Source organism: Streptomyces sp. NBC_00557 (assembly GCF_036345995.1).
Taxonomy (GTDB): Bacteria; Actinomycetota; Actinomycetes; order Streptomycetales; family Streptomycetaceae; genus Streptomyces.
Window position 1 is genome coordinate 2,114,560 of record NZ_CP107796.1, and the last position, 25,441, is coordinate 2,140,000.

General features: G+C 72.9%; 20 protein-coding genes and 1 riboswitch. Of the genes, 7 read left to right on the top strand and 13 right to left on the bottom strand.

The genetic code is table 11. The annotated features are described in order from the left end of the window. Positions 1-3: 3 nt before the first annotated feature. Positions 4-1,131 carry a ferrochelatase gene (locus tag OG956_RS08605; RefSeq protein WP_330337357.1) on the bottom strand — a complete coding sequence of 376 codons (1,128 nt, stop codon included), beginning with the start codon at positions 1,129-1,131 and terminating at the stop codon, positions 4-6. A gap of 183 nt (positions 1,132-1,314) precedes the next feature. On the opposite strand from OG956_RS08605, the gene OG956_RS08610 reads away from it, so the two are divergent. The 3 genes from OG956_RS08610 (at position 1,315) to sepH (ending at position 5,324) form a co-directional block, all read left to right on the top strand. After that, positions 1,315-2,553 carry an MFS transporter gene (locus OG956_RS08610; protein WP_330337358.1) on the top strand — a complete coding sequence of 413 codons (1,239 nt, stop codon included), beginning with the start codon at positions 1,315-1,317 and terminating at the stop codon, positions 2,551-2,553. Then, positions 2,513-3,832, top strand: a complete 1,320-nt coding sequence (locus OG956_RS08615) for a D-arabinono-1,4-lactone oxidase (RefSeq protein WP_330337359.1) — start codon at positions 2,513-2,515, stop codon at positions 3,830-3,832. Before OG956_RS08610 ends, OG956_RS08615 begins: the two co-directional genes overlap by 41 nt. A 451-nt stretch (positions 3,833-4,283) precedes the next feature. Further along, positions 4,284-5,324: a septation protein SepH gene (gene sepH / locus OG956_RS08620; RefSeq protein WP_330337360.1), complete on the top strand. Its 1,041-nt coding sequence runs from the start codon at positions 4,284-4,286 to the stop codon at positions 5,322-5,324. Between the two features lie 101 nt (positions 5,325-5,425). On the opposite strand, the gene OG956_RS08625 is transcribed toward sepH, so the two are convergent. After that, positions 5,426-6,277, bottom strand: coding sequence for a sulfurtransferase (locus OG956_RS08625; RefSeq protein ID WP_330337361.1), 852 nt, complete (start codon positions 6,275-6,277; stop codon positions 5,426-5,428). A gap of 318 nt (positions 6,278-6,595) precedes the next feature. Between OG956_RS08625 and OG956_RS08630 the strand changes: the two genes are divergently transcribed. Beyond that, on the top strand, positions 6,596-7,387 hold the full coding sequence (locus tag OG956_RS08630; protein ID WP_330337362.1) for a VOC family protein: 792 nt from the start codon (positions 6,596-6,598) through the stop codon (positions 7,385-7,387). A 385-nt stretch (positions 7,388-7,772) separates the two neighbouring features. Here the strand turns inward: OG956_RS08630 and OG956_RS08635 are convergent, their stop codons facing one another. Genes OG956_RS08635 through OG956_RS08655 form a run of 5 tightly spaced genes read right to left on the bottom strand, consistent with a single transcriptional unit; the run spans position 7,773 to position 13,551 of the window. Further along, positions 7,773-8,423 carry a thymidine kinase gene (locus OG956_RS08635; RefSeq protein WP_330337363.1) on the bottom strand — a complete coding sequence of 217 codons (651 nt, stop codon included), beginning with the start codon at positions 8,421-8,423 and terminating at the stop codon, positions 7,773-7,775. A 43-nt stretch (positions 8,424-8,466) separates the two neighbouring features. Beyond that, the gene (locus tag OG956_RS08640) at positions 8,467-9,657 is read right to left on the bottom strand and encodes an alkaline phosphatase family protein (RefSeq protein WP_330337364.1); all 1,191 of its coding nucleotides are present in this window, start codon (positions 9,655-9,657) and stop codon (positions 8,467-8,469) included. Next, entirely contained in the window at positions 9,657-10,253 is a 597-nt protein-coding gene (locus OG956_RS08645) for a DUF5998 family protein (protein ID WP_330337365.1), read from the bottom strand. The genes OG956_RS08640 and OG956_RS08645 overlap by 1 nt, the downstream gene beginning before the upstream one ends. A gap of 1 nt (position 10,254) precedes the next feature. Next, positions 10,255-10,668: a hypothetical protein gene (locus OG956_RS08650; RefSeq protein WP_330337366.1), complete on the bottom strand. Its 414-nt coding sequence runs from the start codon at positions 10,666-10,668 to the stop codon at positions 10,255-10,257. A gap of 18 nt (positions 10,669-10,686) precedes the next feature. Then, positions 10,687-13,551: a bifunctional acetate--CoA ligase family protein/GNAT family N-acetyltransferase gene (locus OG956_RS08655; RefSeq protein ID WP_330337367.1), complete on the bottom strand. Its 2,865-nt coding sequence runs from the start codon at positions 13,549-13,551 to the stop codon at positions 10,687-10,689. Between the two features lie 176 nt (positions 13,552-13,727). Between OG956_RS08655 and OG956_RS08660 the strand changes: the two genes are divergently transcribed. Beyond that, positions 13,728-14,009, top strand: a complete 282-nt coding sequence (locus OG956_RS08660) for an HPr family phosphocarrier protein (RefSeq protein ID WP_330337368.1) — start codon at positions 13,728-13,730, stop codon at positions 14,007-14,009. 147 nt (positions 14,010-14,156) lie between these two features. Here OG956_RS08660 and OG956_RS08665 read toward each other — a convergent pair whose 3' ends face one another. The 4 genes from OG956_RS08665 to OG956_RS08680 all read right to left on the bottom strand — a co-directional run bounded on the left by OG956_RS08665 (position 14,157) and on the right by OG956_RS08680 (position 18,954). Continuing rightward, on the bottom strand, positions 14,157-14,843 hold the full coding sequence (locus OG956_RS08665; protein ID WP_330337369.1) for a GntR family transcriptional regulator: 687 nt from the start codon (positions 14,841-14,843) through the stop codon (positions 14,157-14,159). Between the two features lie 200 nt (positions 14,844-15,043). Further along, the gene (locus tag OG956_RS08670; RefSeq protein ID WP_330337370.1) at positions 15,044-15,790 is read right to left on the bottom strand and encodes a M23 family metallopeptidase; all 747 of its coding nucleotides are present in this window, start codon (positions 15,788-15,790) and stop codon (positions 15,044-15,046) included. Between the two features lie 12 nt (positions 15,791-15,802). Next, a riboswitch (cyclic di-AMP (ydaO/yuaA leader) is annotated at positions 15,803-15,963 on the bottom strand. A gap of 211 nt (positions 15,964-16,174) precedes the next feature. Continuing rightward, entirely contained in the window at positions 16,175-17,563 is a 1,389-nt protein-coding gene (locus OG956_RS08675; RefSeq protein ID WP_330337371.1) for a M16 family metallopeptidase, read from the bottom strand. Next, a complete protein-coding gene (locus tag OG956_RS08680) occupies positions 17,560-18,954 on the bottom strand; it encodes a M16 family metallopeptidase (RefSeq protein ID WP_330337372.1) in 1,395 nt (464 codons plus the stop codon). The genes OG956_RS08675 and OG956_RS08680 overlap by 4 nt, the downstream gene beginning before the upstream one ends. Positions 18,955-19,210: 256 nt before the next feature. On the opposite strand from OG956_RS08680, the gene OG956_RS08685 reads away from it, so the two are divergent. Next, positions 19,211-21,670 carry a DNA gyrase/topoisomerase IV subunit A gene (locus tag OG956_RS08685; protein WP_330337373.1) on the top strand — a complete coding sequence of 820 codons (2,460 nt, stop codon included), beginning with the start codon at positions 19,211-19,213 and terminating at the stop codon, positions 21,668-21,670. Here OG956_RS08685 and OG956_RS08690 read toward each other — a convergent pair. Next, positions 21,667-22,722, bottom strand: coding sequence for a CobW family GTP-binding protein (locus OG956_RS08690; protein WP_330337374.1), 1,056 nt, complete (start codon positions 22,720-22,722; stop codon positions 21,667-21,669). The genes OG956_RS08685 and OG956_RS08690 overlap by 4 nt on opposite strands. A 138-nt stretch (positions 22,723-22,860) precedes the next feature. Continuing rightward, positions 22,861-24,027, bottom strand: a complete 1,167-nt coding sequence (locus tag OG956_RS08695; protein ID WP_330337375.1) for a citrate synthase/methylcitrate synthase — start codon at positions 24,025-24,027, stop codon at positions 22,861-22,863. A 114-nt stretch (positions 24,028-24,141) separates the two neighbouring features. Between OG956_RS08695 and OG956_RS08700 the strand changes: the two genes are divergently transcribed. Continuing rightward, the gene (locus OG956_RS08700) at positions 24,142-25,425 is read left to right on the top strand and encodes a citrate synthase (RefSeq protein ID WP_330337376.1); all 1,284 of its coding nucleotides are present in this window, start codon (positions 24,142-24,144) and stop codon (positions 25,423-25,425) included. Positions 25,426-25,441 lie beyond the last annotated feature (16 nt).

The following is a 25,441-nucleotide window of genomic DNA, read 5'->3' on the forward strand; positions in this document are numbered from 1 at the left end:
TCCTCACGCGTAGGGGCTGTCGGCGCCGGCGGCGGCCGGGCGCGGGGCACGGGCCGGGCAGCAGCCGACCGGGCAGACGTGGTGGCTCGGGCCGAGGGAGCCCAGGGCGCAGAGGGTGACCGCCCGGCCGCTCTCGACGGCGGCGCGCTCCATGACCAGGTCGCGGACGGCGGCGGCGAAACGCGGGTCGGCGCCGACGGTGGCCGAGCGGCGCACCGGCAGGCCCAGCTCCTCGGCCTTGGCCTTGGCCTCGGTGTCGAGGTCGTAGAGGACCTCCATGTGGTCGGAGACGAAGCCGATCGGCGCCATCACCACGGCCGGGACGCCCGCGGCGTGCTGCTCCTGAAGGTGGTCGCAGATGTCCGGCTCCAGCCACGGGATGTGCGGGGCGCCGGAGCGGGACTGGTAGACCAGCCGCCAGGGGTGGTCGATTCCGGTGCGCTCACGGACGGCGTCGGCGATCAGCTGGGCCACGTCCAGGTGCTGCTCGACGTAGGCGCCGCCCTCACCGTGAGCCTCCACGGGGCCGGAGGTGTCGGCGGCGGAGGTCGGGATGGAGTGGGTGGTGAAGGCGATGTGGGCGCCCGCGCGGACGTCCTCGGGGAGGTCCTCCAGGGCGCGCAGCACGCCGTCGGTCATGGGCTCGACGAAGCCGGGGTGGTTGAAGTAGTGCCGCAGCTTGTCGACCTTGGGCAGCGGCAGGCCCTCGGCCTCGAGAGCGGCCAGCGCGTCGGCGAGGTTCTCGCGGTACTGGCGGCAGCCGGAGTAGGAGGCGTAGGCGCTGGTGGCGAGCACCAGGATGCGGCGGCGGCCGTCGGCGACCATCTCGCGCAGGGTGTCCGTCAGGTACGGCGCCCAGTTGCGGTTGCCCCAGTAGACCGGCAGGTCCAGGCCGTGCTCGGCGAAGTCCTTGCGCAGGGCGTCCAGCAGGGCGCGGTTCTGGGCGTTGATGGGGCTGACCCCGCCGAAGAGGAAGTAGTGCTGCCCGACCTCCTTCAGGCGCTCCTTCGGGATGCCGCGCCCGCGCGTGACGTTCTCCAGGAACGGGACCACGTCGTCCGGGCCTTCGGGGCCGCCGAAGGAGAGCAGGAGCAGGGCGTCGTACGGGGTGGGATCGAGCGCGTCTGGCATGACTCGATCCTGCCACCCGGCACCGACAGCCGGGGAACGGCCGGGTGACGAGTCGGGTTCCAACCGGTTCATGGCGATTTTCCCGGCAGAGGGCGGCAGGCAAAACCGGGTGCGATTAGGGTCCCCTTACTCGTAAGCTGTATCAGCCGCATTCGCGCCTTACCGAGCCGCTTCGGAGACCCCGTGCCCAGCCCCTACAGAGCCCTGTTCGCCGAACCCGGCACCAAGGCGTTCTCCGCCGCGGGATTCCTCGGCCGGATGCCGCTGTCGATGATGGGCATCGGCGTGGTCACGATGGTCTCCCAGCTGACCGGGCGGTACGGGCTCGCGGGCGCGCTGTCGGCCACCATCGCGCTGTCCGCCGCGGTGATCGGGCCGCAGATCTCCCGGCTGGTCGACCGGCACGGGCAGCGCCGGGTGCTGCGCCCCGCCACCCTGGTGGCCCTCGCCGCTGCGGCCGGCCTGCTGCTCGCCGCGCATCTGACGGGGCCGGACTGGGTGCTGTTCGCCTGCGCCGCCGGGATCGGCTCGGTGCCGAGCCTCGGCGCGATGATCCGGGCCCGCTGGGCGGCGCTGTACCGGGGCACCGAGAAGCTGCACACCGCGTACTCGTTCGAGTCGGTCGTCGACGAGGTCTGCTTCATCTTCGGGCCGATCGTCTCGATCGGGCTGTCGACGGCCTGGTTCCCGGAGGCCGGGCCGCTGCTCGCCGCCTGCTTCCTGGCCGCCGGCGTCTTCTGGCTCACCGCCCAGCGCGCCACCGAGCCCGAGCCGCACCCGCGCGAGCGCTTCGGCGGCGGTACGGCCCTGCGCTCGGCCGGGCTCCAGGTGCTGGTGGCGACCTTCGCGGCGACCGGCGCGATCTTCGGGTCGGTGGACGTCGTCACCGTCGCCTTCGCCGACGAGCGCGGCCACAAGGGCGCCGCGAGCGTGGTCCTCGCGCTGTACGCGGCCGGTTCCTGCGTCGCCGGGGTGGTCTTCGGACTGCTGCGGCTCGCCGGGGCGCCGGAACGCCGCTGGCTGCTGGGCGTGGCGGCGATGGCCGTGAGTATGATCCCCCTCCTACTGGTCGGAAACCTGCCGCTTCTGGCCGTGGCGCTGTTCGTTGCGGGCCTGTCCATCGCGCCGACGATGATCACGACGATGTCCCTCATCGAAGAGCACGTACCTCGCGCGCAGCTCACCGAGGGCATGACCTGGGTGAGCACCGGCCTCGCGGTCGGTGTGGCGCTCGGTTCGTCCGTGGCCGGCTCGGTGATCGACGCGGCCGGAGCGCGGGCGGGGTACGGGGTCCCGGCCGTGTCCGGGGCCGTCGCGGTCGCGGTCGGTTTCCTCGGGTACCGCCGGCTGCGCAGGCCGGCCTCGGGTCGGGGAGGCACCGTTGAGCAGCACAGCGAGCGGGAAGAACGGCACCTGGCGTAACTGGGGCGGCAACGTGTCGGCCCGGCCCGCCCGGCAGGTCGCGCCCGCGTCGGTGGCGGAGCTGGCCGCGGCGGTGCGCCGGGCCGCCGAGGACGGCCTGAAGGTGAAGGCGGTCGGCACCGGTCACTCCTTCACGTCGATCGCGGCGACCGACGGTGTGTTGATACGCCCTCAACTGTTGACGGGCATCCGCAAGATTGATCGCGAGGCCATGACGGTCACGGTCGAGGCCGGCACGCCGCTCAAGAGACTCAACGCGGCACTGGCGCGCGAGGGTCTGTCGCTCACCAACATGGGCGACATCATGGAGCAGACCGTCTCGGGCGCCACCAGCACCGGCACGCACGGCACGGGCCGCGAGTCGGCGTCGATCGCCGCCCAGATCAAGGGGCTTGAACTCGTCACGGCGGACGGCTCGGTGCTCACCTGCTCCGAGAAGGAGAACCCGGAGGTCTTCGCGGCGGCCCGCATAGGCCTCGGCGCCCTCGGGATCGTCACCGCGATCACCTTCGCGGTGGAGCCGCTCTTCCTGCTCACCGCCCGCGAGGAGCCGATGCCTCTCGACCGGGTCCTCGCCGAGTTCGATCAACTGTGGGCGGAGAACGAGCACTTCGAGTTCTACTGGTTCCCGCACACCGGCAACACCAACACCAAGCGGAACAACCGCAGCGCCGGTCCCGAGCAGCCCGTGGGGCAGCTGGCCGGCTGGTTCGAGGACGAGTTCCTCTCCAACGGCGTCTTCCAGGTGGCCCAGTGGGTGGGCCGCGCCGCCCCCGCCACCGTCCCGGCCATCGCGCGGATCTCCAGCAGGGCCCTGTCCGCGCGGACGTACACGGACATTCCCTACAAGGTCTTCACCTCGCCGCGCCGGGTGCGTTTCGTGGAGATGGAGTACGCCGTCCCGCGCGCGGCCCTCGTGGACACGCTGCGCGAACTGAAGGCCATGGTCGACCGCTCGGGGCTGCGGGTCGGCTTCCCCGTCGAGGTGCGCACCGCCCCGGCCGACGACATCACCCTGTCCACCGCCTCCGGCCGGGACAGCGCCTACATCGCCGTCCACATGTTCCGGGGCACGCCGTACCAGGCCTACTTCACCGCCGCCGAGCGCATCTTCACCGCTCATGAAGGCCGGCCGCACTGGGGCAAGGTGCACACCCGGGACGCCGAGTACTTCGCACGCGTGTACCCGCGCTTCGGCGAGTTCACGGCGCTCAGGGACCGGCTCGACCCGGAACGGCTGTTCCAGAACGCCTACTTGCGGAGGGTTCTGGGGTCGTAGGCGCCACAACGGGCATTTCACGCATACCTGGAACTTGCCGTACCGGAAAGCATTGGTTCCGTTTCCGGGGATTGCGTGAAGTTCACCACGTTCGTGATCCGCGAAACCGGTTGCCGGCGGCCAAGTCGCAAGCGTTGCCAGAAGTTGGGCGGCGCGCCCATCCACGCACATGGTCCAAATGGAGTACTGTTGCGAGCCCTGGGTCCGGTCTCCCACCAGGGTGTCCGCGGCCTTGCAGGACCGCCGGGAGGGGGGCTGGTTGCACAGGGTGACGGATTTGGTCACTTAGCGTTGCGAACAGGTAACCGTGCCATAACGGCGACCCAGGGCCCTTGCCCGACACGCCGGGCAACTCGGCAAGGTTGTGGCAGGCTGCACCCGGGCAGGCCACACTCGACTAGCGGAAGCAGCGACGCACGTGACGTCGGCAGGCACCACCCGGGAGGTCCCCATGCCCGAACTGCGTGTCGTGGCCGTCTCGAATGACGGCACACGGCTGGTGCTGAAGGCTGCCGACGCAACGGAGTACACCCTTCCGATCGACGAACGGCTGCGCGCCGCCGTGCGCGGCGACCGGCCCCGCCTCGGCCAGATCGAGATCGAGGTCGAGAGCCATCTGCGCCCCCGTGACATCCAGGCGCGTATACGCGCCGGTGCCACCGCGGAAGAGGTCGCGCAGCTCGCCGGCATCCCCGTGGACCGGGTACGGCGCTTCGAGGGCCCCGTGCTCGCCGAGCGCGCCTTCATGGCCGAGCGCGCCCGCAAGACGCCGGTCCGCCGCCCCGGTGAGAACTCCGGCCCGCTGCTCGGCGAGGCCGTGCAGGAGCGGCTGCTGCTGCGCGGCGCCGAGAAGGACACCGTGCAGTGGGACTCCTGGCGCCGCGACGACGGCACCTGGGAGGTGCTCCTCGTCTACCGGGTCGCGGGCGAACCGCACTCGGCGAGCTGGACGTACGACCCGCCCCGGCGGCTCGTGCAGGCCGTGGACGACGAGGCGCGCTCACTCATCGGCGAGTCCGACGACCTCGCCGTACCCGAGCCGAGCTTCCCGTTCGTGCCGCGCATCGCCCGCCTGCCACGCGAGCGTTCGATGGACCGCGCGCTCGACCGGGGCGACCGGGAGCGGCCGAGTCTGCCCGCGCAGCCGTCCGAGCCCGCGGAGGAGAGCACGGGCGAACGCGACTCGCTGACCAGCCTGCTGGAGGCGGTACCGAGCTTCCGGGGCGACCTGGTCGTCCCGGAGCGCCCGGCGGAGACGCCGGAGGAGCCCGACGCCGAGCCGGTCGCCGAGGAGCCGCCGGCCCCCGCCGCCTCGGCCGGTTCGGCCTACGCGGACGTCCTCATGCCCCGCTCCGTAGGCAGCCACCGGGACCGGCTCATCGGCGCCACCGACCGCCAGGCCGAGGCCGACGGCGTCCGACCCGGCCGCCGCGCCGCCGTACCGAGCTGGGACGAGATCGTCTTCGGCACGCGCCGCAAGAAGCAGGAGTAACCGGCCGTACGGCAACGGAAAGTGGGGGCACGCATGCGTGCCCCCACTTCCGGCTGCACACGTGCGGGAACCCTTTTTCGTACGGTGTGCCCGGAGCGCCGCTACTGGGGATCCGCGCCCACCGCCACCGGGCGGTCCGGGTCGGAGGACCACTCGGACCACGAACCGACGTACAGGGCCGCCGGAATGCCCGCCACGGCGAGCGCCAGCACCTCGTGGGCGGCGGAGACGCCCGAGCCGCAGTACACGCCCACTTCGGCGTCCCCGGACACGCCCAGGGCCTTGAAGCGGTCCCGCAGTTCGTCCGCCGGCAGGAAGCGGCCGTCGGCTCCCACGTTCTCCGTGGTCGGCGCCGACACCGCGCCCGGGATGTGCCCGCCGACCCGGTCGACCGGCTCCACCTCGCCGCGGTAGCGCTCCCCCGCGCGCGCGTCCAGCAGCACCCCCGAGCGGGCCAGGGCGGCGGCGCCGTCCGCGTCCAGCAGCCCGGAGGCGGCCGGCTCGGGCCGGAAGTCGCCCTCGGCCGGTTCCGGCTCCTCGGTGGACAGTTCGCCCTGCCAGGACGGCAACCCGCCGTCCAGAACCCGCACGTCCGGGTGACCCGTCCAGCGCAGCAGCCACCAGGCGCGCGCCGCCGCCCAGCCCTGGCCGCCGTCGTACACGACCACCGGACGGCCGGCCGAGACGCCCGCGCGGCGCATCGCGGCGCCGAACTCCTCGAGGTCCGGCAGCGGATGCCGGCCGTTCTGCCCCGGCTCGCCGGCCAACTCCCGGTCCAGGTCGACGAAGACCGCGCCCGGGATGTGCCCGGCGGCGTACTCGGCGCGCCCGTCGAAGGCCGGCGCGCCCGCCGCCTTCGCCAGGCTCAGCTGCCAGCGCACGTCCAGCAGTACCGGAGGACGGTCCCCGGCCAGCTCATGCGCGAGATCGGTTGCGGTGATGATGGCTGTCATGGCGCCATGCATACGCCAGGGGTGGCCGCGGCGTCCAGGTCCGGCTACTCTGCTCGGCCGGACACGCTCGATCACGTGGCGTACGGGATCGAGCACGTGCTGTACACCCGGCGGACACCCGCCGGCCATCGTCAGGAAGCGGCGAAGACGGCAGACCGGGCATCCTCCCGGGGGTGTCGCCGAGCAGCGGCGCGCCACGGCCCGCCCGCGACGGGGAGGATGCGGGCACCTGCACGGGCGTGACCGACGCCGGCGTGGACCCCCTTGCGGGGGCGGAAGCGACACGGCCACCGCGAGGGGCCGGGGAGAGAGAGATCGATGACCGAGGCACGGGAGCCGGCCGGCCCGCACGCGGGGCGCGCACCCGGCACGCCCTGCTGGGTGAGCCTGATGGCGCACGGGCTGGCCGCCACCGAGGAGTTCTACGGAGAGCTGTTCGGCTGGGAGTTCCGGCCCGGCCCGCAGCAGCTCGGCCCGTATGTGCGGGCGCTGCTGGACGACCACGAGGTGGCGGGCATGGGCCAGCTGCCGCCGGACCGCCGGCTGCCGATCGCCTGGACGCCGTATCTCGCCTCGGACGACGTGGATCTGACGGCCGACACGGTACGGGAGTGCGGGGGCACGGTGGCGGTCGGGCCGCTGGACGCCGCGGAGGCCGGGCGGATGGCCATCGCCGCCGACCCCTCCGGGGCGGTGTTCGGGATCTGGCAGTGCGCCGCGCACCTCGGCACCGCGATCACGGGAGTGCCGGGCACGCCCGCGTGGAACGAGCTGGTGACCTTCGAGACGGAGAGCGTCGCCAAGTTCTACACGACGGTGTTCGGTTACGAGCAGGAGCCGGTGGTCTCGGCCGGCTTCGACTATGTGACGCTCCACCTCGGCGGCCGCCCGGTCGCCGGTCTCCACGGCGTCGGCCACGCGCTGCCCCGCGACCGCGGATCGCACTGGCAGACGTACTTCGAGGTGGCCGACGCGGACGCGGCGGTACGGCAGGTCGCCGACCTGGGCGGCCGGATCGTCCGGCAGCCGCACGACAGCCCCCACGGCCGCGTGGCCACGGTGGCGGACCCGGAGGGCGCGGAGTTCTCGGTGGTCGAGAACCCCCACTGACCGCTGACCGCTCCGCGGGCCGGCCGGGTTACGGCCGTTCCCCGGGCCCGGGTCGCCCCCGTCCCGAGATCTCCCCCGTCCTGGGCGAGCCCGGTCGGCACCGGCCCGGGACGGACGCGCGCGGCACCAGGGCGGCCCGGCAGACACCCCGGGCGAAAGGGCAGCCCGGCGGACGCCTCGCGCGACCAACTCCCCCGGACGGACACACGAGGCCCCAGGGCTGCCCGGCAGACACCCGGGCGACAACTCCCCCGGACGCACGCGCGTGGCCCGGCAGATGGCCCGTCGCGGACGGATGCGCGCGGGGCCAGGGCGGGTGGGAGACGGCCGGGGCCAGGCGGCGTCGGCCTGGGGCGGGGGCGGGGTGGTCCGGGAGAGGACCGGCTCAGCGCGGGGAGACCGGCAGGACGTCCGGGGACAGGGCCGCCGCGCGGGCCGTCGCGGCGGTCATGCGGCGGCGGTGGTGGCGGCGGCACAGCACCTCGTAGCCGACTTCGCCCGCCGCCTGGTTGACGTCCCCGACGACCACCTGCGCGCCCTCGACCACCATCTCGCCGCCTATCGTGCGGGCGTTGTGCGTGGCGCGGGCGCCGCACCAGCACAGCGCCTCCACCTGGAGCACCTCGATGCGGTCGGCCAGCTCCACCAGCCGCTGCGAGCCGGGGAAGAGCTTGGAGCGGAAGTCGGTGGTGATCCCGAACGCGTACACGTCCAGGCCGAGATCGTCCACCACGCGCGCGAGCTGGTCGACCTGCTCCGGCGCGAGGAACTGGGCCTCGTCCGCGATCACGTAGTCGGCCCGGCGGCCCTGCGAGAGATGGTCCACGAGGTAGGCGTACAGATCCTGGTCGTCGGCGACCTCCACCGCGTCGGTGACCAGGCCGAGCCGGGAGGACAGCTTGCCCTCGCCCGCGCGGTCGTTGCGGGTGAAGATCATGCCGACGAGGCCGCGCGCGGAGCGGTTGTGCTCGATCTGCAGAGCCAGCGTCGACTTCCCGCAGTCCATCGTTCCGGAGAAGAACACCAGCTCGGGCATGAGGAGTCGAGCACCTTTCGGCGAACAGTCGGGACAGGGAGCGTCAGGAGCGTACTTCGAGCAGCGGGACCAGCTGCTCGGCGGGCGTCATCGAGCCGTGGTTGCCGACCAGCGCCGACTCCTTCGGCTCCCGTTCCGACGCGATGATCAGGACGTCGTCGTGCGCGGCCGCGACCACGTCCCCGAGCCGTGCGTACACCCGCTCGTCGATGCGCGGCCCGAACCATCCCGCCGCGATCGCCTCGTCCCGCGACGCCACCCAGAACTGCTCACCGAGTACCTCGCGCCACACGGTCAGCACGTCGTCCTCGGCGCCCGGCACCGCGTACACGTGCCGCGCCCGGCCCTCTCCGCCCAGCAGGGCGACCCCGGCGCGCAGCTCCCAGTCCGCGTCGAAGTCGATGCGGTGCTCGTCGTCGAAGGGGACGTCGACCATGCCGTGGTCGGCGGTGACGTACAGCGCGCTGCGCGGCGGCAGTTGCTCGGCGAGGCGCTGGGCGAGCCGGTCGACGTACATCAGCTGGCCGCGCCAGGTGTCGGAGGCGACGCCGTAGCGGTGCCCGGCGCCGTCCAGCTCGGAGTAGTACGTGTAGACCAGCGAGCGGTCCCCGGCGGCCAGTTGCTCCGCCGCGAGGTCCATGCGCTCCTCGCCGCTGAGCCGGCCGTGGAAGCTGCCGCCGCTGAGCGCGATCTTGGTCAGCGGCGTGTGCTCGAAGATCGGCGAGGTCACCTGGGCGGCGTGCACCCCGGCCGCCTGGGCCAGCTCGAAGACGGTGGGGTAGGGCTGCCAGGCGTGCGGATCGGTGTACGGCTGCCAGCGGAGCTGGTTCATCAGCTCGCCGGTGGCCGGGTTGCGCACGGTGTAGCCGGGCAGGCCGTGCAGGCCGGGGGGCAGGCCGGTGCCGACGGAGGCGAGGGAGACCGCGGTGGTCGCCGGGTAGCCGGCGGTGATCGGGCGGCCGGTGCCGCCGCGTGAGGTGCCGAGCAGCGAGGTCAGGAACGGGGCCTCGTCGGCGTGCGCCCGCAGCTGCTCCCAGCCGAGGCCGTCTATCAGCAGGACGCAGACCCGGTCGGCGGCGGTCAGTTCGGGGATCGTGGCGGTCATGCCGGGGACGCCCATGCCGGCGGCCACGGTGGGCAGCAGGTCGGCGAGGGAGCCGCTGCCGTACTCGGGCAGCGGCGCGGTGTCCAGGGCGAGCGGTTCCGGGTGGTCCCAGGCGGAGAGCTGGGACATCAGCGGGTGATGTCCGCGGTCGCCTCCGAGATGGCCTGGGCGAAGGCGAGCGCCTCGCGCACCGTCTCCGGGCCGTCCCCGGCCTCGCTGACGCGCAGGCTGAGGTCGTCGGCCGTGGAGTTGCCCGTGTAGCCGTGGTCGGCGTCGCAGTTGGGGTCGCCGCAGGCGGCGGGCTCCAGGTCGATGCGGTTGACCGCGCCCCAGCCGATGGTCAGCACGACCTCGCGGGGCAGGGTGCCCGGGGTGTACTGCTCCGGGTTCGCGACGACGCGGCTGACCACGACGGAGGAGATCCGCTCCAGCTTCACCGACTCGGTGGAGGTGGTGGCGTACGGCGTCGGGGAGGTGCTGTCGGCGGCCTGCTCGTCGGTGTGGCTGACGATGAAGCGGTTGCCGGTGAGCACCAGCACGGTCACGTGCCGGCGCACCTCGTTCTGGTCGAAGGTGGTCTCCTGGTGGACCAGGTACGACCGGATGGGCTCGCCGCCCACAGCGGCCTCCACCGCCTCGGCCACGAGGGCCGGGTAGTAGCCGCTGCGCTCGATCGCCGCGCGCAGCCCCTGGGTCGTCGTACTGGTCTTGGCCATGGCGTCCATCCTAATCCGTGGGCAAGGGCGGTCCGGGCCAGTCGCGCGGACCGGGGGCGGCCTGCGCACGCGCGCGTGGAGGCCGGCGAACGCCCGTCCGGCGGACCTCCAGCCGCTCGGCGGCGATCAGGCAGGAGACGGGGTCGGGGCCGCCGGCGTCCGCTTCGAACGCGACCGCGAGGGCCGGCGCCTCGCCGAGGGCGCGCACGAGCCGTGCCGTCTCCTCGGCGGGGGGCGCGCGGAAGACGGGGTCCTGGAAGGCGGACGGGCAGGACACGAGGAGCGGGCCGGCGAAGCCGGCCTCCAGGCCGTGGTGGTACGTGAGGTCGTACCCGGCGGCGAGCCGCAGCTCCCCCGCGTCCCAGCCGGTCGCCTCCCAGTCCCACCGACTGCCCTCGGGCAGCTCGCGGCCGGCGATCTCCATGCGGTCCCCCTCTCCCGCTCAGTAGGCCGGCATCGTGCGCGGGCCGAGGTCGTCGCGGGCGGGCGGCGGCGCGAGCCGCAGCGTGGCGCCGAGGACGCCGGCGCCGTGCGGGGCGACGACGACCGGCTCCAGGGTGACGGCGACCACCTCCGGGTGATCGTCGACCAGCCGGGACACCCGCAGCAGCAGCTCCTCCAGCGCCGGGGTGTCGACGGGCGTGGAGCCGCGCCAGCCGAACAGCAGCGGCGCCGTGCGGATCGAGCGCACCAGCGAGGCCGCCTCCCGGTCGGTGACCGGGATGAGCCGGTGCGCCATGTCGCCGAGCAGCTGGGAGGCGGCTCCGGCGAGTCCGAAGGACAGCACGGCCCCGGCCGCCGGGTCGATCACGGCCCGTACGACGGTGTCGACGCCGCGCGGTGCCATGCTCTGCACCACCGGCCGCAGCTCCTCGGGCTTCCCGAACAGATCGGTCAACTCGGCGTACGCGCGACGCAGTTGCTCCTCGTCCGCCAGGTCGAGGCGTACGCCCCCGAGGTCGGCGCGGTGCCTGAGGTGCGGGGCGGTGGCCTTGAGGGCCACCGGATAGCCGAGGGTGCGGGCGGCTTCGGCGGCGGCGTCGGGGGTGGGTGCGGGCAGGGCGCGGCGCACCCGGATGCCGTACTTGCCGAGCAGTTCGCAGGTCTCCTCGTCGGAGACGGTGAGCCCTTCGCCCCGCGCGAGCAGCTGGCCGATCAGCCGCGCAGCCCCCTTCTCGTCGATGTCGTCGTACTCGGGCACCTTGCCGGGGTCCATGGCCTCCCGCCGCCACTGTCCGTACTTGACGGCCTCGGCCAACGCCCGCACGGCGCGTTCGGCGGCGGGGTAGGCGGGGATGAGCCGCGTGCCCTCCGCAGGGGTGCCGGGTGCGGGGGGCGCGCCGGTCTCCGCGGCCGCGGTGGGCGGTCGTCCCGCGGGGCGACGGGGAGGGGGAGCACCGCCGTCCGCAGCGGGTGCCGGCTCGACGGCCTGCGGTGCGGTGCTGGCCGCGGCCGACAGCGCCTCCGCGAGCCCGCCCAGCTCGACGTGCACCACCAGCACCGGCTTGCCCGGCACCGCCGCCGCAGCCGACCGCAGCGCCTGGGCCAGCTCCGCGTCCCCCGGCGACGCCTCCCCGATCGCCGGGATCGCCGTGACGACGACGGCGTCGTTCGTGTCGTCCGCCAAGGCCCGCGCCAGCGCCCGGTGGAAGTCCTCCGCCGTCGCCCCGGTCGTCAGGTCCAGCGGACGCGACGGCCGCAGTCCCTCGGCCAGACACCGGTCGTACGCCAGCACGCCCAGCGACTCGGAGTTGCCGAGGATCGCCACCCTCGGCCCAGCCGGCAGCGGCTGCCGGGCGAGCAGCAGCCCGGTGTCGACCAGCTCGGTGATCGTGTCGACCCGGATCACGCCGGCCTGCCGCAGCAGCGCGGCGACGGTGTCGGGCGGCAGCCGGGTGGCCCGTACCGCGTGGCCCTGGGGCGCGGAGCCGACCCCCTGCACCACGACCAGGGGTTTGGACGCCGCCGTCCGCCGCGCGAGGCGGGTGAACTTGCGCGGGTTGCCGATGGACTCCAGGTACATGAGGACGACGTCGGTCTCGGGGTCGTCGTACCAGTACTGCAGGACGTCGTTGCCGGAGACGTCCGCGCGGTTGCCGGCGGAGACGAAGGTGGACACGCCGGTGACCCCGGTGACCCCGCCGCCGCGCCGGTGCAGCCGGGACAGCAGGGCGATCCCGATGGCGCCGGACTGGGCGAACATGCCGATGCGGCCGGGGCGCGGCAGCTCCGGGGCGAGGGAGGCGTTCAGCCGGACGTCCGCCGCGGTGTTGATGATCCCGAAGGCGTTGGGCCCGATGATCCGCATGCCGTACGCGCGCGCCTGCCGGACGAGCGCCCGCTGCCGCTCGCGCCCCTCGGGCCCGCTCTCGGCGTATCCGGCGGAGAGGACGACGAGCCCCTGCACCCCGTGTTCACCGCACTCGGCGACCACGGCGGGCACGTGCTCGGCGGGTACGGCGACCACGGCCAGGTCCACGTGCTCGCCGATGTCGCGCACGCACCGGTACGCCGGCACCCCGTCGACCTCGGCGAGGTCCTCGGGGAAGGCCTTGTTCACTGCGTACAGCCGGCCGCCGTAGCCGGCGTCCCTGATGTTGCCGAGGACGCTGCGGCCGACTCCGCCCGGCGCGCGGCCGACGCCGACGACGGCGACGGAGCCGGGCCTGAGCAGCCGCCGTACCGAGCGGGCCTCGGCGCGCTGTTCACGCGCGCGCTGCACGGCGAGGGAGCGGTCGGTGGGTTCGAGATCGAACTCCAGGCGGACCACGCCGTCCTCGAAGCTGCGCTTCTGGGTGTAGCCGGCGTCCGTGAACACCTTGATCATCTTGGTGTTGGCGGGCAGCACCTCGGCGGTGAAGCGGCGGATGCCGCGCTCGCGGGCGACCGCGGCGATGTGCTCCAGCAGGGCGGAGGCGACCCCGCGGCCCTGGTGGGCGTCCTGCACGAGGAAGGCGACTTCGGCCTCGTCGGCGGGTGCGGCGGCGGGCATGCCGTTCTCGCCGACGCGGTCATAGCGTACGGTGGCGATGAACTCGCCGCCGACGGTGGCCGCGAGTCCCACCCGGTCCACAAAGTCGTGGTGCGTGAAGCGGTGGACGTCCTTGGCGGAGAGCCTGGGGTACGGCGCGAAGAAGCGGTAGTACTTCGACTCGTCCGAGACCTGCTCGTAGAAGCTGACCAGGCGGTCGGCGTCATCAACGGTGATGGGCCTGATGCGTGCGGTGCCACCGTCGCGCAGCACCACGTCCGCCTCCCAGTGGGCGGGATACTGGTGCCGGTCCTTCCGGTCCGCCGAGGTCTGCATGGGCCCCAGAGTACGGCTCGCGTCCGACAACGGCGCGGGGCAGGCTGTGGAGGACGGCACGTCGGATCGAGGCCGCGGTCCGGCAGTGCCCGGGGAGGACACAGGTCCGATCCGGGCATGCTTCACGATATGGGAAACTGGTCTAGACAACCCTGAACACTGAAGGGCAGCAACACATGGCTGAGCGCCGCGTCAACGTCGGCTGGGCCGAGGGCCTCCACGCCCGCCCCGCCTCCATCTTCGTCCGAGCCGCCGCGGCCGCAGGCGTCCCGGTGACGATCGCCAAGGCTGACGGCACCCCCGTCAACGCGGCCTCCATGCTGGGTGTCCTGGGCCTGGGCGCCCAGGGCGGCGAGGAGATCATCCTGGCCTCCGACGCCGAGGGCGCGGACGCCGCTCTGGACCGCCTGGCCAAGCTGGTCTCCGAGGGCCTCGAGGAACTGCCCGAGACGGTCTGAACCAGCGCGCCGGCAATCGGAAGCCGCGTCGCCCTTTCCGGGGCGGCGCGGCTCCGCCCTTTTCCGGGCTCATTGCGCCCACACTTGAATTCGGGCAGCGGAAATACACCGCCATCGAATTCCTCTTCTTTGTATACGGCGTCCGTGTTAATGCCGCAGGCCCGAGATGTTTACGGCGTGTTGCGAAGTCCTCACACGCTCGGCGGCCCTGGGAACACGCAGCCGGTGCGCGGCCGTCGTGCGCTCGGTGTGCAGCGCCGTGAGCGCCCGCGCGCGTTCGCCGTCCCCGCGCGCCACCGCGTCGACGATGGCGCCGTGCTCCGCCCAGGCGTCCACCGGGCTGCCCGGCGCCTCCACGGCGTACATCCAGGCGATCTTGTGCCGGAGCTGGGTGAGCGTCGCGGTCAGCGAGGGGCTGCCGCAGGCCTGGGCGAGCGTCTCGTGGAACCAGCCGCCCAGCGAGCGCAGATCCTCGCTGTTGCCCCTCCTGGCCCGCTCCTGGCCCAGCCTGACCAGGCCGCGCAGCACCTTCAGGTGGGCCTCGGTGCGCCGCTGGGCGGCCCGCGCGGCCCCGAGTGGCTCCAGGAGCGTCCGCATCTCCAGCAGGTCGGCGGCCTCCTGCTCGGTCGGCTCGGCCACGCACGCGCCCGCGTGCCGGCGCGTCACCACGAACCCCTCGGCCTCCAGGGTGCGCAGGGCCTCCCGGACGGGGACGCGCGAGACGCCGTAGCGGCGGGCCAGGACTTCCTCGGTGAGGCGGCCGCCGCGCTCGTGGACGCCGGCGATGATGTCGTCCCGGATCGCCGTGCACACCGAATGCGCCGGAATACGCATGACCGACCTCCACCTTAATCCCCGTGAAACGCCGACGATGGACGCCTGTTCCGTGACTCTATTCCAAGGAGCCGGAATTTCCGACGGCAGGCCGGAAGCATGGGATATTTTTTGGTCAGCGCCACCGGAGGGAGCCGGCGGGAAAACGGCGAAAGCCCCGGCTCGGTGAGCCGGGGCCTCGTGCGCCGCGCGCCGCGGTGTCAGACGTTCACGCCGTGCTTGCGGAGGTAGGCGACGGGGTCGACGTCGGAGCCGTAGTCCGGGGTCGTACGGGCCTCGAAGTGCAGGTGCGGGCCGGTGGTGTTGCCGGTCGCGCCGGACAGGCCGATCTGCTGGCCCGGGACGACGCGCTGGCCCACGGAGACGCCGATGGACGACAGGTGGCCGTACTGGGTGTACATGCCGTCGGCCACCCTGATCACGATCTGGTTGCCGTACGCGCCGCCCCAGCCGGTGGAGACGACGGTGCCGGCGCCGACCGCGTGGACGGGCGTGCCGCTCGCCGCGTGGAAGTCGATGCCGGTGTGCGAGCCGGAGGACCACAGGGAGCTGCTGGCCTTGTAGCCGGTGGAGACGTAGGAGTTCGCGATCGGGGCGACGAAGGTGTTCAGCAGGCGCTTGCGCTCGGCCTCGCGCGCCGCGCGCTCCCGGGCCTCGCGCTCCTGCGCGGCCTTCCTGGCCGCTGCCTCCTCGGCCGCCTTCTGCTCGGCGGCCCGCTTCTGCGCGGCGGCCTGCGCGTCGATGTGCTCGGCCACGTCGTCGCTGACGGCGAGGACCGGGGTGAGGCCGGTCTGCGCCACGGTGTTCTCGGCGGCGAGCGCCGGGGAGGCGGCGAGGGTGCCGATGACACCGGTGGTGGTGAGGGCAGCGACGCCGGCCGCCTGAGCGGTGGTGCGCTTGACCCGGCCGGGCTTGCGGTGCTTCCCGGTGGCGCACATGAACGCCATGGAGTGGCTGGTCCTTTCCTTCCCTCTCGCCTACCGGGTTAGCTGACGGGTTCGGAGCAGGAAGGTCTCCTACGGGCTCCCTCGCGGCTCGCGCGGGCGCCCGATTCACCCCAGGGACGTGGGTCCCCGGCTCCCCTGGCTCGCGCCGTACGGGGACTCGGCGATGGCTGTCCGGTGCCGCGGGTGCGGCGCACTGCCGGCGGACAGCCCGGACGACGCTACGAAAACCCCCTTTCGAATCCCAAACGGATCCGGGTCTTTGTAGCGCATCCCACAGGGCAGACAGGCAACCTCCGCCCCAAATCGGGCATCTGAGGAAGCGAGTGGAACAGCGTGGGGCTCCGACGGTCCACAGACCGTCGGAGCCCCACGCGCGCGTGGCCGCTACTCGGCCGCCACGACGCTCACTTCGCCGATGCCGAGCGCCTCCACTGGCGCCTTGATCTGCGACGCGTCGCCGACCAGGACGGTCACCAGGCGGTCCACCGGGAAGGCGTTCACGACGGCGGCCGTGGCCTCCACGGTGCCCGTCGCCGCGAGCCGCTGATACAGCGTCGCCTGGAAGTCGTCGGGCAGGTGCTGCTCGACCTGGTCGGCCAGCGTGCTCGCGACGGCCGCCGCGGTCTCGTACTTCAGCGGCGCGACCCCGACCAGGTTCTGCACCGCCACGTCCCGCTCGGCGTCGGTCAGGCCCTCCGCCGCGAGGGTGCGCAGCACCTTCCACAGGTCGTCCAGCGCCGGGCCGGTGTTGGGGGTGTCCACGGAGCCGCTGATGGCGAGCATCGACGCGCCCGTGCCGTCCGGCGCGGACCGAAGGACCTGGCCGAAGGCGCGCACCCCGTAGGTGTAGCCCTTCTCCTCGCGCAGCACGCGGTCCAGGCGGGAGGTGAGGGTGCCGCCGAGGCAGTAGGTGCCGAGCACCTGGGCGGGCCACACCCGGTCGTGCCGGTCGGGCCCGATCCGGCCGATGAGCAGCTGCGTCTGGACGGCACCGGGCCGGTCCACGATGACCACGCGCCCGGTGTCGTCGGCGGTCACCGGCGGCACGGGCCGCGGCTCGCCCGGGGTGCCGGTCCAGGCGCCCAGGGTGTCGGCGAGCAGCGCGTCGAGGTCGACGCCGGTGAGGTCGCCGACCACGACCGCGGTGGCCGTGGCGGGGCGTACATGCCGGTCGTAGAAGGCGCGTACGGCGCCGGCGTCGATCTTCTCGACGGTCTCCTCGGTGCCCTGGCGGGGGCGCGACATGCGGGAAGCCGCCGGGAACAGCTCCTTGGACAGCTCCTTGGCGGCCCGGCGGGAGGGGTTGGCCAGCTCGTGCGGGATCTCGTCCAGGCGGTTGCGGACCAGCCGCTCGACCTCGCTCTCGGCGAAGGCGGGCGCGCGCAGGGCGTCGGCGAGCAGGCCGAGCCCCTTGGGCAGGCGGGAGGCCGGGACCTCCAGGCTGAGCCGGACGCCGGGGTGGTCGGCGTGCGAGTCCAGGGTGGCGCCCGCGCGCTCCAGCTCGGCGGCGAACTCCTCGGCGGAGTGCTTGTCGGTGCCTTCGGAGAACGCCCGCGCCATGATCGTGGCGACGCCGTCCAGGCCGGCCGGCTCGGCGTCCAGGGGCGCGTCCAGCAGCACCTCGACGGCGACGACCTGCTGGCCGGGCCGGTGGCAGCGCAGCACGGTCAGGCCGTTGTCCAGAGCCGAGCGCTCGGGGGCCGGGAACGCCCACGGCCTGGCCTCGCCGGGCTGCGGCTGGGGGTGGAAGTCCATGGTGGCGAGCTCGGTCACTTGGCCGTCTCCTCGTTCTCGTTACCGGCCTCTACGGTCGCTTCCTGCTCCGGGTCCTCGGGGACGCCCGCGTCCGGGACCTCCTCGGGGGCCTTCGGCTCGTACACCAGGACGGCACGGTTGTCCGGGCGCAGGCGGGCCTTGGCGATCTCCTGGACCTCCTGGGGGGTCACCTCCAGGACGCGCTTGACGGCGGTGAGGGCGAGCTGCGGGTCGCCGAACAGGACGGCGTAGCGGCACAGTTCGTCGGCGCGGCCGGCGACCGTGCCGAGCCGGTCCAGCCACTCGCGCTCCAACTGGGCCTGGGCGCGCTCCATTTCCTCGGGCGTGGGGCCCTCCTCGGCGAACCGCGCCAGCTCCTCGTCGATGGCGGCCTCGATGACCGGCACCTCGACGTCACCGGAGGTCTTCACGTCCAGCCAGCCCATGGAGGGCGCGCCGGCCAGCCGCAGCAGGCCGAAGCCGGCGGTGACGGCCGTACGGTCGCGGCGGACCAGCCGGTTGTACAGGCGGGAGGACTCGCCGCCGCCGAGGACGGTCAGGGCGAGGTCGGCGGCGTCGCACGCGCGCGTGCCGTCGTGCGGGAGGCGGTAGGCGGCCATCAGGGCGCGCGCCGGGACCTCCTCGACGACGACCTCGCGCTTCTGCTCGCCGATGATGTCCGGCAGGGAACCGTCGCGGGGGGCCGGCTTGCCGTCGTGGGACGGGATCGACCCGAAGTACTTCTCGATCCAGGCGAGGGTCTGCTGGGGGTCGATGTCGCCGACCACGGAGAGCACCGCGTTGTTCGGCGCGTAGTAGGTGCGGAAGAACTGGCGGGCGTCCTCCAGGGTGGCCGCGTCCAGGTCCGCCATGGAGCCGATCGGCGTGTGGTGGTAGGGGTGGCCCTCCGGGTACGACAGGGCGGTCAGCTTCTCGAAGGCGGTGCCGTAGGGCACGTTGTCGTAGCGCTGGCGGCGCTCGTTCTTGACCACGTCCCGCTGGTTCTCCATGGACTCCTCGTCCAGGGCGGCCAGCAGCGAGCCCATGCGGTCGGCCTCCAGCCACAGGGCGAGCTCGAGCTGGTGGGCGGGCATGGTCTCGAAGTAGTTGGTGCGCTCGAAGCTGGTGGTGCCGTTGAGCGAGCCGCCGGCGCCCTGCACGAGCTCGAAGTGGCCGTTGCCCTTGACCTGCGCCGATCCCTGGAACATCAGGTGCTCGAAGAGGTGAGCCAGGCCGGTGCGTCCCCTGACCTCGTGGCGGGAGCCGACGTCGTACCAGAGGCAGACCGCCGCCACCGGGGTCAGGTGGTCCTCGGAGAGCACCACGCGCAGACCGTTGGCCAGGCGGTGCTCGGTCGCTGTCAGGCCCCCGGAGCCTGCCTCGGCTGTGGTCGTGTGACCCATGGGCATGTGCGTCCCTTCGCGAGCGGAGGCGGTTGTGAAAACCGCGGTTTTCCTGCCGTTCCTGCCACTGTATGCAAAGCGCGCGGGACCTCGGCGACGTTCTGGCGGGACGTACGCCCACAGCGGATCCCGTAGCCTGCTGCGGACCCGCCCGCAGGCCCTGGGAAGCCGCCGGGACGGGTCGTGGCACGGGTTGTCAGTGCCTCGGTCCACAATGGTCCGCGTCAGAACCGTCAATCCTTTGAGCAAGGAGCCGGCAGCGATGGCCCGCCGCAGTACGAAGACCCCGCCGCCCGACGACGCCTACGAGGAGAAGATCCTCGACATCGACGTCGTGGACGAGATGCGTGGCTCCTACCTCGAGTACGCGTACTCGGTCATCTACTCGCGCGCCCTGCCGGACGCCCGTGACGGCCTCAAGCCGGTGCACCGGCGGATCGTGTACCAGATGAACGAGATGGGCCTGCGCCCCGACCGCGGCTATGTGAAGTGTGCGCGTGTCGTCGGCGAGGTCATGGGCAAGCTGCACCCGCACGGCGACGCGTCGATCTACGACGCGCTGGTGCGCATGGCCCAGCCGTTCTCCATGCGGGTGCCGCTCGTCGACGGCCACGGCAACTTCGGCTCGCTGGGCAACGACGACCCGCCGGCCGCCATGCGGTACACCGAGTGCCGGATGGCCGAGGCGACGAGCCTGATGACCGAGTCGATCGACGAGGACACGGTCGACTTCGCCCCGAACTACGACGGCCAGGAGCAGGAGCCGGTGGCGCTGCCCGCCGCCTTCCCGAACCTGCTGGTCAACGGCTCCTCGGGCATCGCGGTGGGCATGGCGACGAACATGCCGCCGCACAATCTGCGCGAGGTCATCGCCGCCGCCCGCCATCTGATCAAGCACCCGAACGCGGACCTGGACGCGCTGATGAAGCACGTCCCGGGCCCGGACCTGCCCACCGGCGGCAGGATCGTCGGCCTGGACGGCATCCGGGACGCGTACGCGACGGGCCGCGGCACCTTCAAGATGCGCGCGACGGTCTCGATCGAGCCGGTCACGGCCCGCCGCAAGGGCCTGGTGGTCACGGAACTGCCGTTCGCGGTCGGCCCCGAGAAGGTCATCGCGAAGATCAAGGACCTGGTCAACAGCAAGAAGGTCCAGGGCATCGCCGACGTCAAGGACCTCACCGACCGCGAGCACGGCCTGCGCCTGGTCATCGAGATCAAGAACGGCTTCGTGCCGGAGGCGATCCTGGAACAGCTGTACAAGCTGACCCCCATGGAGGAGTCCTTCGGCATCAACAACGTCGCCCTGGTGGACGGCCAGCCGCTCACCCTGGGCCTGAAGGAGCTGCTGGAGGTCTACCTCGACCACCGCTTCGACGTGGTCCGGCGCCGCAGCGAGTTCCGCCGCGGCAAGAAGCGGGACCGGCTGCACCTGGTCGAGGGCCTGCTGACCGCGCTGGTCGACATCGACGAGGTCATCCGGCTGATCCGGTCCAGTGAGAACTCCGCGCAGGCCAAGGAGCGCCTGATGCGGCGGTTCTCGCTGAGCGAGGTGCAGACGCAGTACATCCTCGACACGCCGCTGCGCCGGCTCACCAAGTACGACCGCATCGAGCTGGAGGCGGAGCGGGACAAGCTCACCGCGGAGATCGCGGAGCTGACCCGGATCCTGGACTCCGACGCGGAGCTGCGCAAGCTGGTCTCGTCCGAACTGGCCGCCGTGGCGAAGAAGTTCGGCACCGACCGGCGTACGGTCCTGCTGGAGTCCGCGGCCACTCCGGCGGCCGCGGTGCCGCTGCAGGTGGCCGACGACCCGTGCCGGGTGCTGCTGTCCTCGACGGGCCTGCTGGCCCGTACGGCGACCGCCGAGCCGTTCCCGGACCAGGCGGGCGCCAAGCGGGTCAAGCACGACGTGATCGTCTCGGCGGTGCCGGCCACCGCGCGCGGCGAGATCGGCGCCGTGACCTCGGCGGGCCGGCTGCTGCGGATCAACGTGGTCGACCTGCCGCAGCTGCCGGAGACCGCGGCGGCGCCGAACCTCTCCGGAGGGGCGCCGCTGGCGGAGTTCGTCTCCCTGGAGGACGACGAGACGGTGGTCTGCCTGACCACGCTGGACGAGTCGTCGCCGGGCATCGCGCTCGGCACCGAGCAGGGCGTCGTCAAGCGCGTGGTGCCCGACTACCCCTCCAACAAGGACGAGTTGGAGGTCATCACCCTCAAGGAGGGCGACCGGATCGTCGGCGCGGTGGAGCTGCGCACGGGCGAGGAGGACCTCGTCTTCATCACCGACGACGCGCAACTGCTGCGTTTCCAGGCGTCGGCCGTGCGCCCGCAGGGCCGCCCGGCCGGCGGTATCGCGGGCATCAAGCTCGCCGAGGGCGCGAAGGTCATCTCCTTCACGGCCGTCGACCCGGCGGGCGACGCGGTGGTGTTCACGGTGGCGGGCTCGCGCGGCACGCTGGACGACTCGGTGCAGACCACGGCCAAGCTGACGCCGTTCGACCAGTTCCCGCGCAAGGGCCGGGCCACGGGCGGTGTGCGCTGCCAGCGGTTCCTGAAGGGCGAGGACTGCCTGTCGCTGGCCTGGGCGGGCGCCGCTCCCGCGCGCGCGGCGCAGAAGAACGGCACCCCGGCGGAGCTGCCGGAGCTGGACCCGCGCCGCGACGGCTCGGGCACGTCGCTGCCGAAGACGGTGGCCGTGGTCGCCGGGCCGGTGCTCTAGCGGACCTCGGCGCCGGGGTCCTCCTCGGTGCCCTGGACATAGCGCAGGACGCCCCACATGCCGTGCTCGTCGGCGTGTGGGGCGTCGTTCTCGCACCCCTTGAGCTCCTGGCCGAGGGCCTCGGTGTCGATACCGGAGCCGATCAGCACGAGCTGGGTGCGGCGTGCGCCGGCCGCGGGCCAGGGCTCGGGGTAGAAGCGCAGGAACCGGCCGACGGCGTGCACCGCGTACCGGTTGCGGGTGTCGTACGGCCCGAAGTCGACGTACCCCTTGATCCGGTACAGCCCCTCGGGCCGGCTGTCCAGGAACCGCATGAGGCGGCGCGGCTCCATCGGCACGTCGGAGGCGAAGGACAGGCTGTCGTAGCCGGTGTGCAGGTGGCCGGCGTGCTCGTCCGCGCCGTGGTCGTGCAGATCGTCGAAGGAGAGCTGGCCGATCCGCTCCTCGCTCGGCCGACAGTCGAAGAGGAACTCCGGGTCGATCCGGCCGTAGGTGGCGGGGACCACGGCGGCGCCGTCCGCGAGGGACCGCACGAGAGCGAGCACGCGGTCGCCGTCGGCGGCCCGGTCGAGCTTGTTGACCACGACCAGGTCGGCGAGGGCGAGATGCCGGTCGACCTCGGGATGCCGGGCCCGGGTGTCGTCGAACTCGGCGGCGTCCACGACCTCGACGAGCCCGCCGTAGACCACTCCGGGGTTCTCGCAGGCCAGCACCATCCGGACCAGCTCCTGCGGCTCGGCGAGCCCGCTGGCCTCAATGACGATCACGTCGATGCCGGTGGCCGGGTCGGCGAGCCGGTCCAGGTAGCCGTCGAGTTCGCTCGCGTCGACCGCGCAGCACAGGCAGCCGTTGCCGAGCGAGACGGTCGAGTCGCCGAGGGCGCCCGCGACGGCCATCGCGTCGATCTCGATGGCGCCGAAGTCGTTGACGATCGCCCCGATACGGCTGCCGCCGCTGCGGTGCAGGAGGTGGTTGAGGAGCGTGGTCTTCCCGGAGCCCAGGAATCCCGCGAGTACGACGACCGGGATCTGCGGGCCGCTGCTGTTCCCCAACGGGTGACCTCTCTCTGTGTGTGGACCGGCTGCCGGTCCAGGATAGGAGGGGCCCGTGGGGCGGGTGTGTCGGCCGGCGGCCAGCACAGGTGGGTCGGGCCTGGTCAGCCGGCGGGCGGCGGAGGTGAGGCGGGCTGGTCAGCCGGCGGCCGGCACCGGGACCGGCGGGGTCGGGCCCACGTACCGCGCCACCGGCCGGATGATCTTCGAATCGGCCGCCTGTTCCAGGATGTTGGCGCTCCAGCCCACCACCCGCGCCGCGGCGAAGGTGGGGGTGAACATCTCCCGGGGCAGGCCGCAGAGTTCCATGACCACGCCGGCGTAGAACTCGACGTTGGTGTGCAGTTCACGGCCGGGCTTCAGTTCGGCGAGGATCGCCTCGACCCGGCGCTCGACCTCCACCGCGAAGTCCACGCGCGGACCGCCGAAGCTCTGGGCGATCTCCCGCAGCATCCGCGAACGCGGGTCCTCGGTGCGGTAGACGGCGTGCCCGAATCCCATGATCCGGTCACCGGCGAGCACCCGTTCGCGGATCCACGGGTCGATCCGCTCCGGCGTGCCGATGGCGTCCAGGGTGTCCAGGGCGCGGCTGGGCGCGCCTCCGTGCAGCGGCCCGGACAGGGCGCCCACCGCTCCGGTCAGGCAGGCCGCGACGTCCGCGCCGGTGGAGGCGATGACGCGAGCGGTGAAGGTTGACGCATTGAATCCATGATCAATGGTGGAGATCAGATATTGCTCGACCGCACGCGCGCGCCGCGGCTCGGGCTCCTCGCCCGTGAGCATGTACAGGTAGTTGGCCGCATGGGGGAGGTCGGAGCGCGGCTCGACCGGTTCGAGGCCCTGCCCGAGCCGGTACAGCGCGGTGAGCAGCGTGGGCACGGCCGCGCAGACGGCCACGGTGTCGGCGCGGCGCCGGCCGGCGTCGATGTCGTACACCGGTCGCAGCCCCCGGGCCGAGCCGAGCAGGGACAGGGCCGTGCGCAGCCCCGACAGCGGGCCGGAGACACGGCTCGCCGCGGCGATCGCGGGCAGCGCCGCGGTGACCTCCTCGGGCAGCCGCCGCAGCGCCGCGGTCTCGGCGGTGAAGGCGGCGCGGCGCCCGGCGTCCGGGAGCACGCCGTGCACGAGGAGATGCCAGACGTCTTCGAAGCCGCGGGTCTGCGCGAGTTCGACGGCCGAGTACTGCCGGTAGTGGTAAAAGCCCTCGCGCCCGCGGACGTCGCCTATCTCGGTCTCGGCGACGACGACGCCTGCGAGACCGCGCGGTGCGTCCATGAGCGGGGCTGCGGTCGTGTTGATGGCCATGGTTCTCCTCCCTGAAACTTGATCCGACTGTCCATGCTTGACTTGTTTCTTGTCAACGTTGATCGAATCAATCTGCTCGGATCAAGGTGTACAGAGGCGGCTACGGTGACCCCCATGCGCGATCACGAACCCGCTCCCGGTCGTCCCGGGCGCAGGCTGACCACCAAGGAGACCGCCGAACTGCTCGGCGTGAAGCCGGAGACGGTGTACGCGTACGTGAGCCGGGGCCTGCTCAGCAGCAGGCGCGAGCCCGGCGGGCGTGCCAGCACCTTCGAGGCGAAGGAGGTGGAGGCCCTCGCCCGCCGGCACCGCCGCGAGGCGGCCGGAACTCCGGGCTCCGGCGGTGACCTCTCCGTGCGGACCCGCATCACCCTGATCGAGCAGGACCGGTACTACTTCCGCGGCGTGGACGCCGTCGAGCTGGCCCTCCGGCACTCCTACGAGGAGGTCGCGGAGTGGCTGTGGACGGGCCGGCTCACCCCGGGCGTCACCTTTTCCGCACCCGGGCCCACCGTCGAGATCGCGCGCCGCGCGGTGAACGCCCTGTCCGAGCACGCCTCCCCCACCGACCGGCTGCGCGTGGCGGCCGTCGCCGCTGCGGCCGAGGACCCGCTGCGCTTCGACCTGTCCGAGGAGGCGGTGCTGAACACCGCGCGGATCCTGATCCCCACGCTCGTCGTCGCGCTGCCACCGGTCGTGTACGCCCCCGAGGACGACGGGCCGCTCGCCCGCCGGCTGTGGAGCCGGCTGACCGGACGGCCCGCCGACGAGGCGTCCCTGCGTGTGCTGGACACCGCCCTCGCCCTGCTCGCCGACCACGACCTGGCCGCCTCCACGCTCGCGGTGCGGGTCGCCGCCTCCGCCCGCGCGCACGCCTACGCGGCCGTCTCGGCCGGCCTCGGCGTCCTGGAGGGCCCGCTGCACGGCGCCGCGAGCGGCAACGCCCACCGCATGCTGCTCGACGTGCTCGAACAGGGCACGGCCGTTCCCGTGATCGCCGAGGAACTGCGCGCGGGACGACGTGTCCCCGGGCTCGGCCACCGGCTGTACACCGGCGAGGATCCCCGCGCGCGCGTGCTGTTCAGCCTGCTGGAGGAGGTCCCGCACGCGGAGTCCGCCCTGCTCGCCGCGCGGGACATCGTCGCCACCACCGCCCGGCACACCCCGCTGCACGCCAACGTGGACCTGGCCCTGGCGGTGTTCACCGCATCCAGCGGCATGCCCGCCACGGCCGGCGAGACGATCTTCGCCGTCGCCCGGACGGCGGGCTGGATCGCCCACGCCCTGGAGGAGTACGGCGAACGGCCGCTGCGGATGCGGCCGGTGGGCCATTACGTCGGCACTCGCCCTCCGCAGCCGCTCCCCGAGGAGACCGGCCCGGGAACCCGCCCGGAGTAGGACTCGCATGCGGCCG

Coding starts and splice junctions, on each gene's coding strand:
- OG956_RS08695 (WP_330337375.1), bottom strand. CDS start 24,027: ATGGCCATCAACACGACCGCAGCCCCGCTCATGGACGCACCGCGCGGT.
- sepH (WP_330337360.1), top strand. CDS start 4,284: ATGCCCGAACTGCGTGTCGTGGCCGTCTCGAATGACGGCACACGGCTG.
- OG956_RS08635 (WP_330337363.1), bottom strand. CDS start 8,423: ATGCCCGAGCTGGTGTTCTTCTCCGGAACGATGGACTGCGGGAAGTCG.
- OG956_RS08655 (WP_330337367.1), bottom strand. CDS start 13,551: ATGCAGACCTCGGCGGACCGGAAGGACCGGCACCAGTATCCCGCCCAC.
- OG956_RS08680 (WP_330337372.1), bottom strand. CDS start 18,954: ATGCCCATGGGTCACACGACCACAGCCGAGGCAGGCTCCGGGGGCCTG.
- OG956_RS08645 (WP_330337365.1), bottom strand. CDS start 10,253: ATGGACGCCATGGCCAAGACCAGTACGACGACCCAGGGGCTGCGCGCG.
- OG956_RS08665 (WP_330337369.1), bottom strand. CDS start 14,843: ATGCGTATTCCGGCGCATTCGGTGTGCACGGCGATCCGGGACGACATC.
- OG956_RS08685 (WP_330337373.1), top strand. CDS start 19,211: ATGGCCCGCCGCAGTACGAAGACCCCGCCGCCCGACGACGCCTACGAG.
- OG956_RS08630 (WP_330337362.1), top strand. CDS start 6,596: ATGACCGAGGCACGGGAGCCGGCCGGCCCGCACGCGGGGCGCGCACCC.
- OG956_RS08605 (WP_330337357.1), bottom strand. CDS start 1,131: ATGCCAGACGCGCTCGATCCCACCCCGTACGACGCCCTGCTCCTGCTC.
- OG956_RS08640 (WP_330337364.1), bottom strand. CDS start 9,657: ATGTCCCAGCTCTCCGCCTGGGACCACCCGGAACCGCTCGCCCTGGAC.
- OG956_RS08625 (WP_330337361.1), bottom strand. CDS start 6,277: ATGACAGCCATCATCACCGCAACCGATCTCGCGCATGAGCTGGCCGGG.
- OG956_RS08670 (WP_330337370.1), bottom strand. CDS start 15,790: ATGGCGTTCATGTGCGCCACCGGGAAGCACCGCAAGCCCGGCCGGGTC.
- OG956_RS08700 (WP_330337376.1), top strand. CDS start 24,142: ATGCGCGATCACGAACCCGCTCCCGGTCGTCCCGGGCGCAGGCTGACC.
- OG956_RS08660 (WP_330337368.1), top strand. CDS start 13,728: ATGGCTGAGCGCCGCGTCAACGTCGGCTGGGCCGAGGGCCTCCACGCC.
- OG956_RS08650 (WP_330337366.1), bottom strand. CDS start 10,668: ATGGAGATCGCCGGCCGCGAGCTGCCCGAGGGCAGTCGGTGGGACTGG.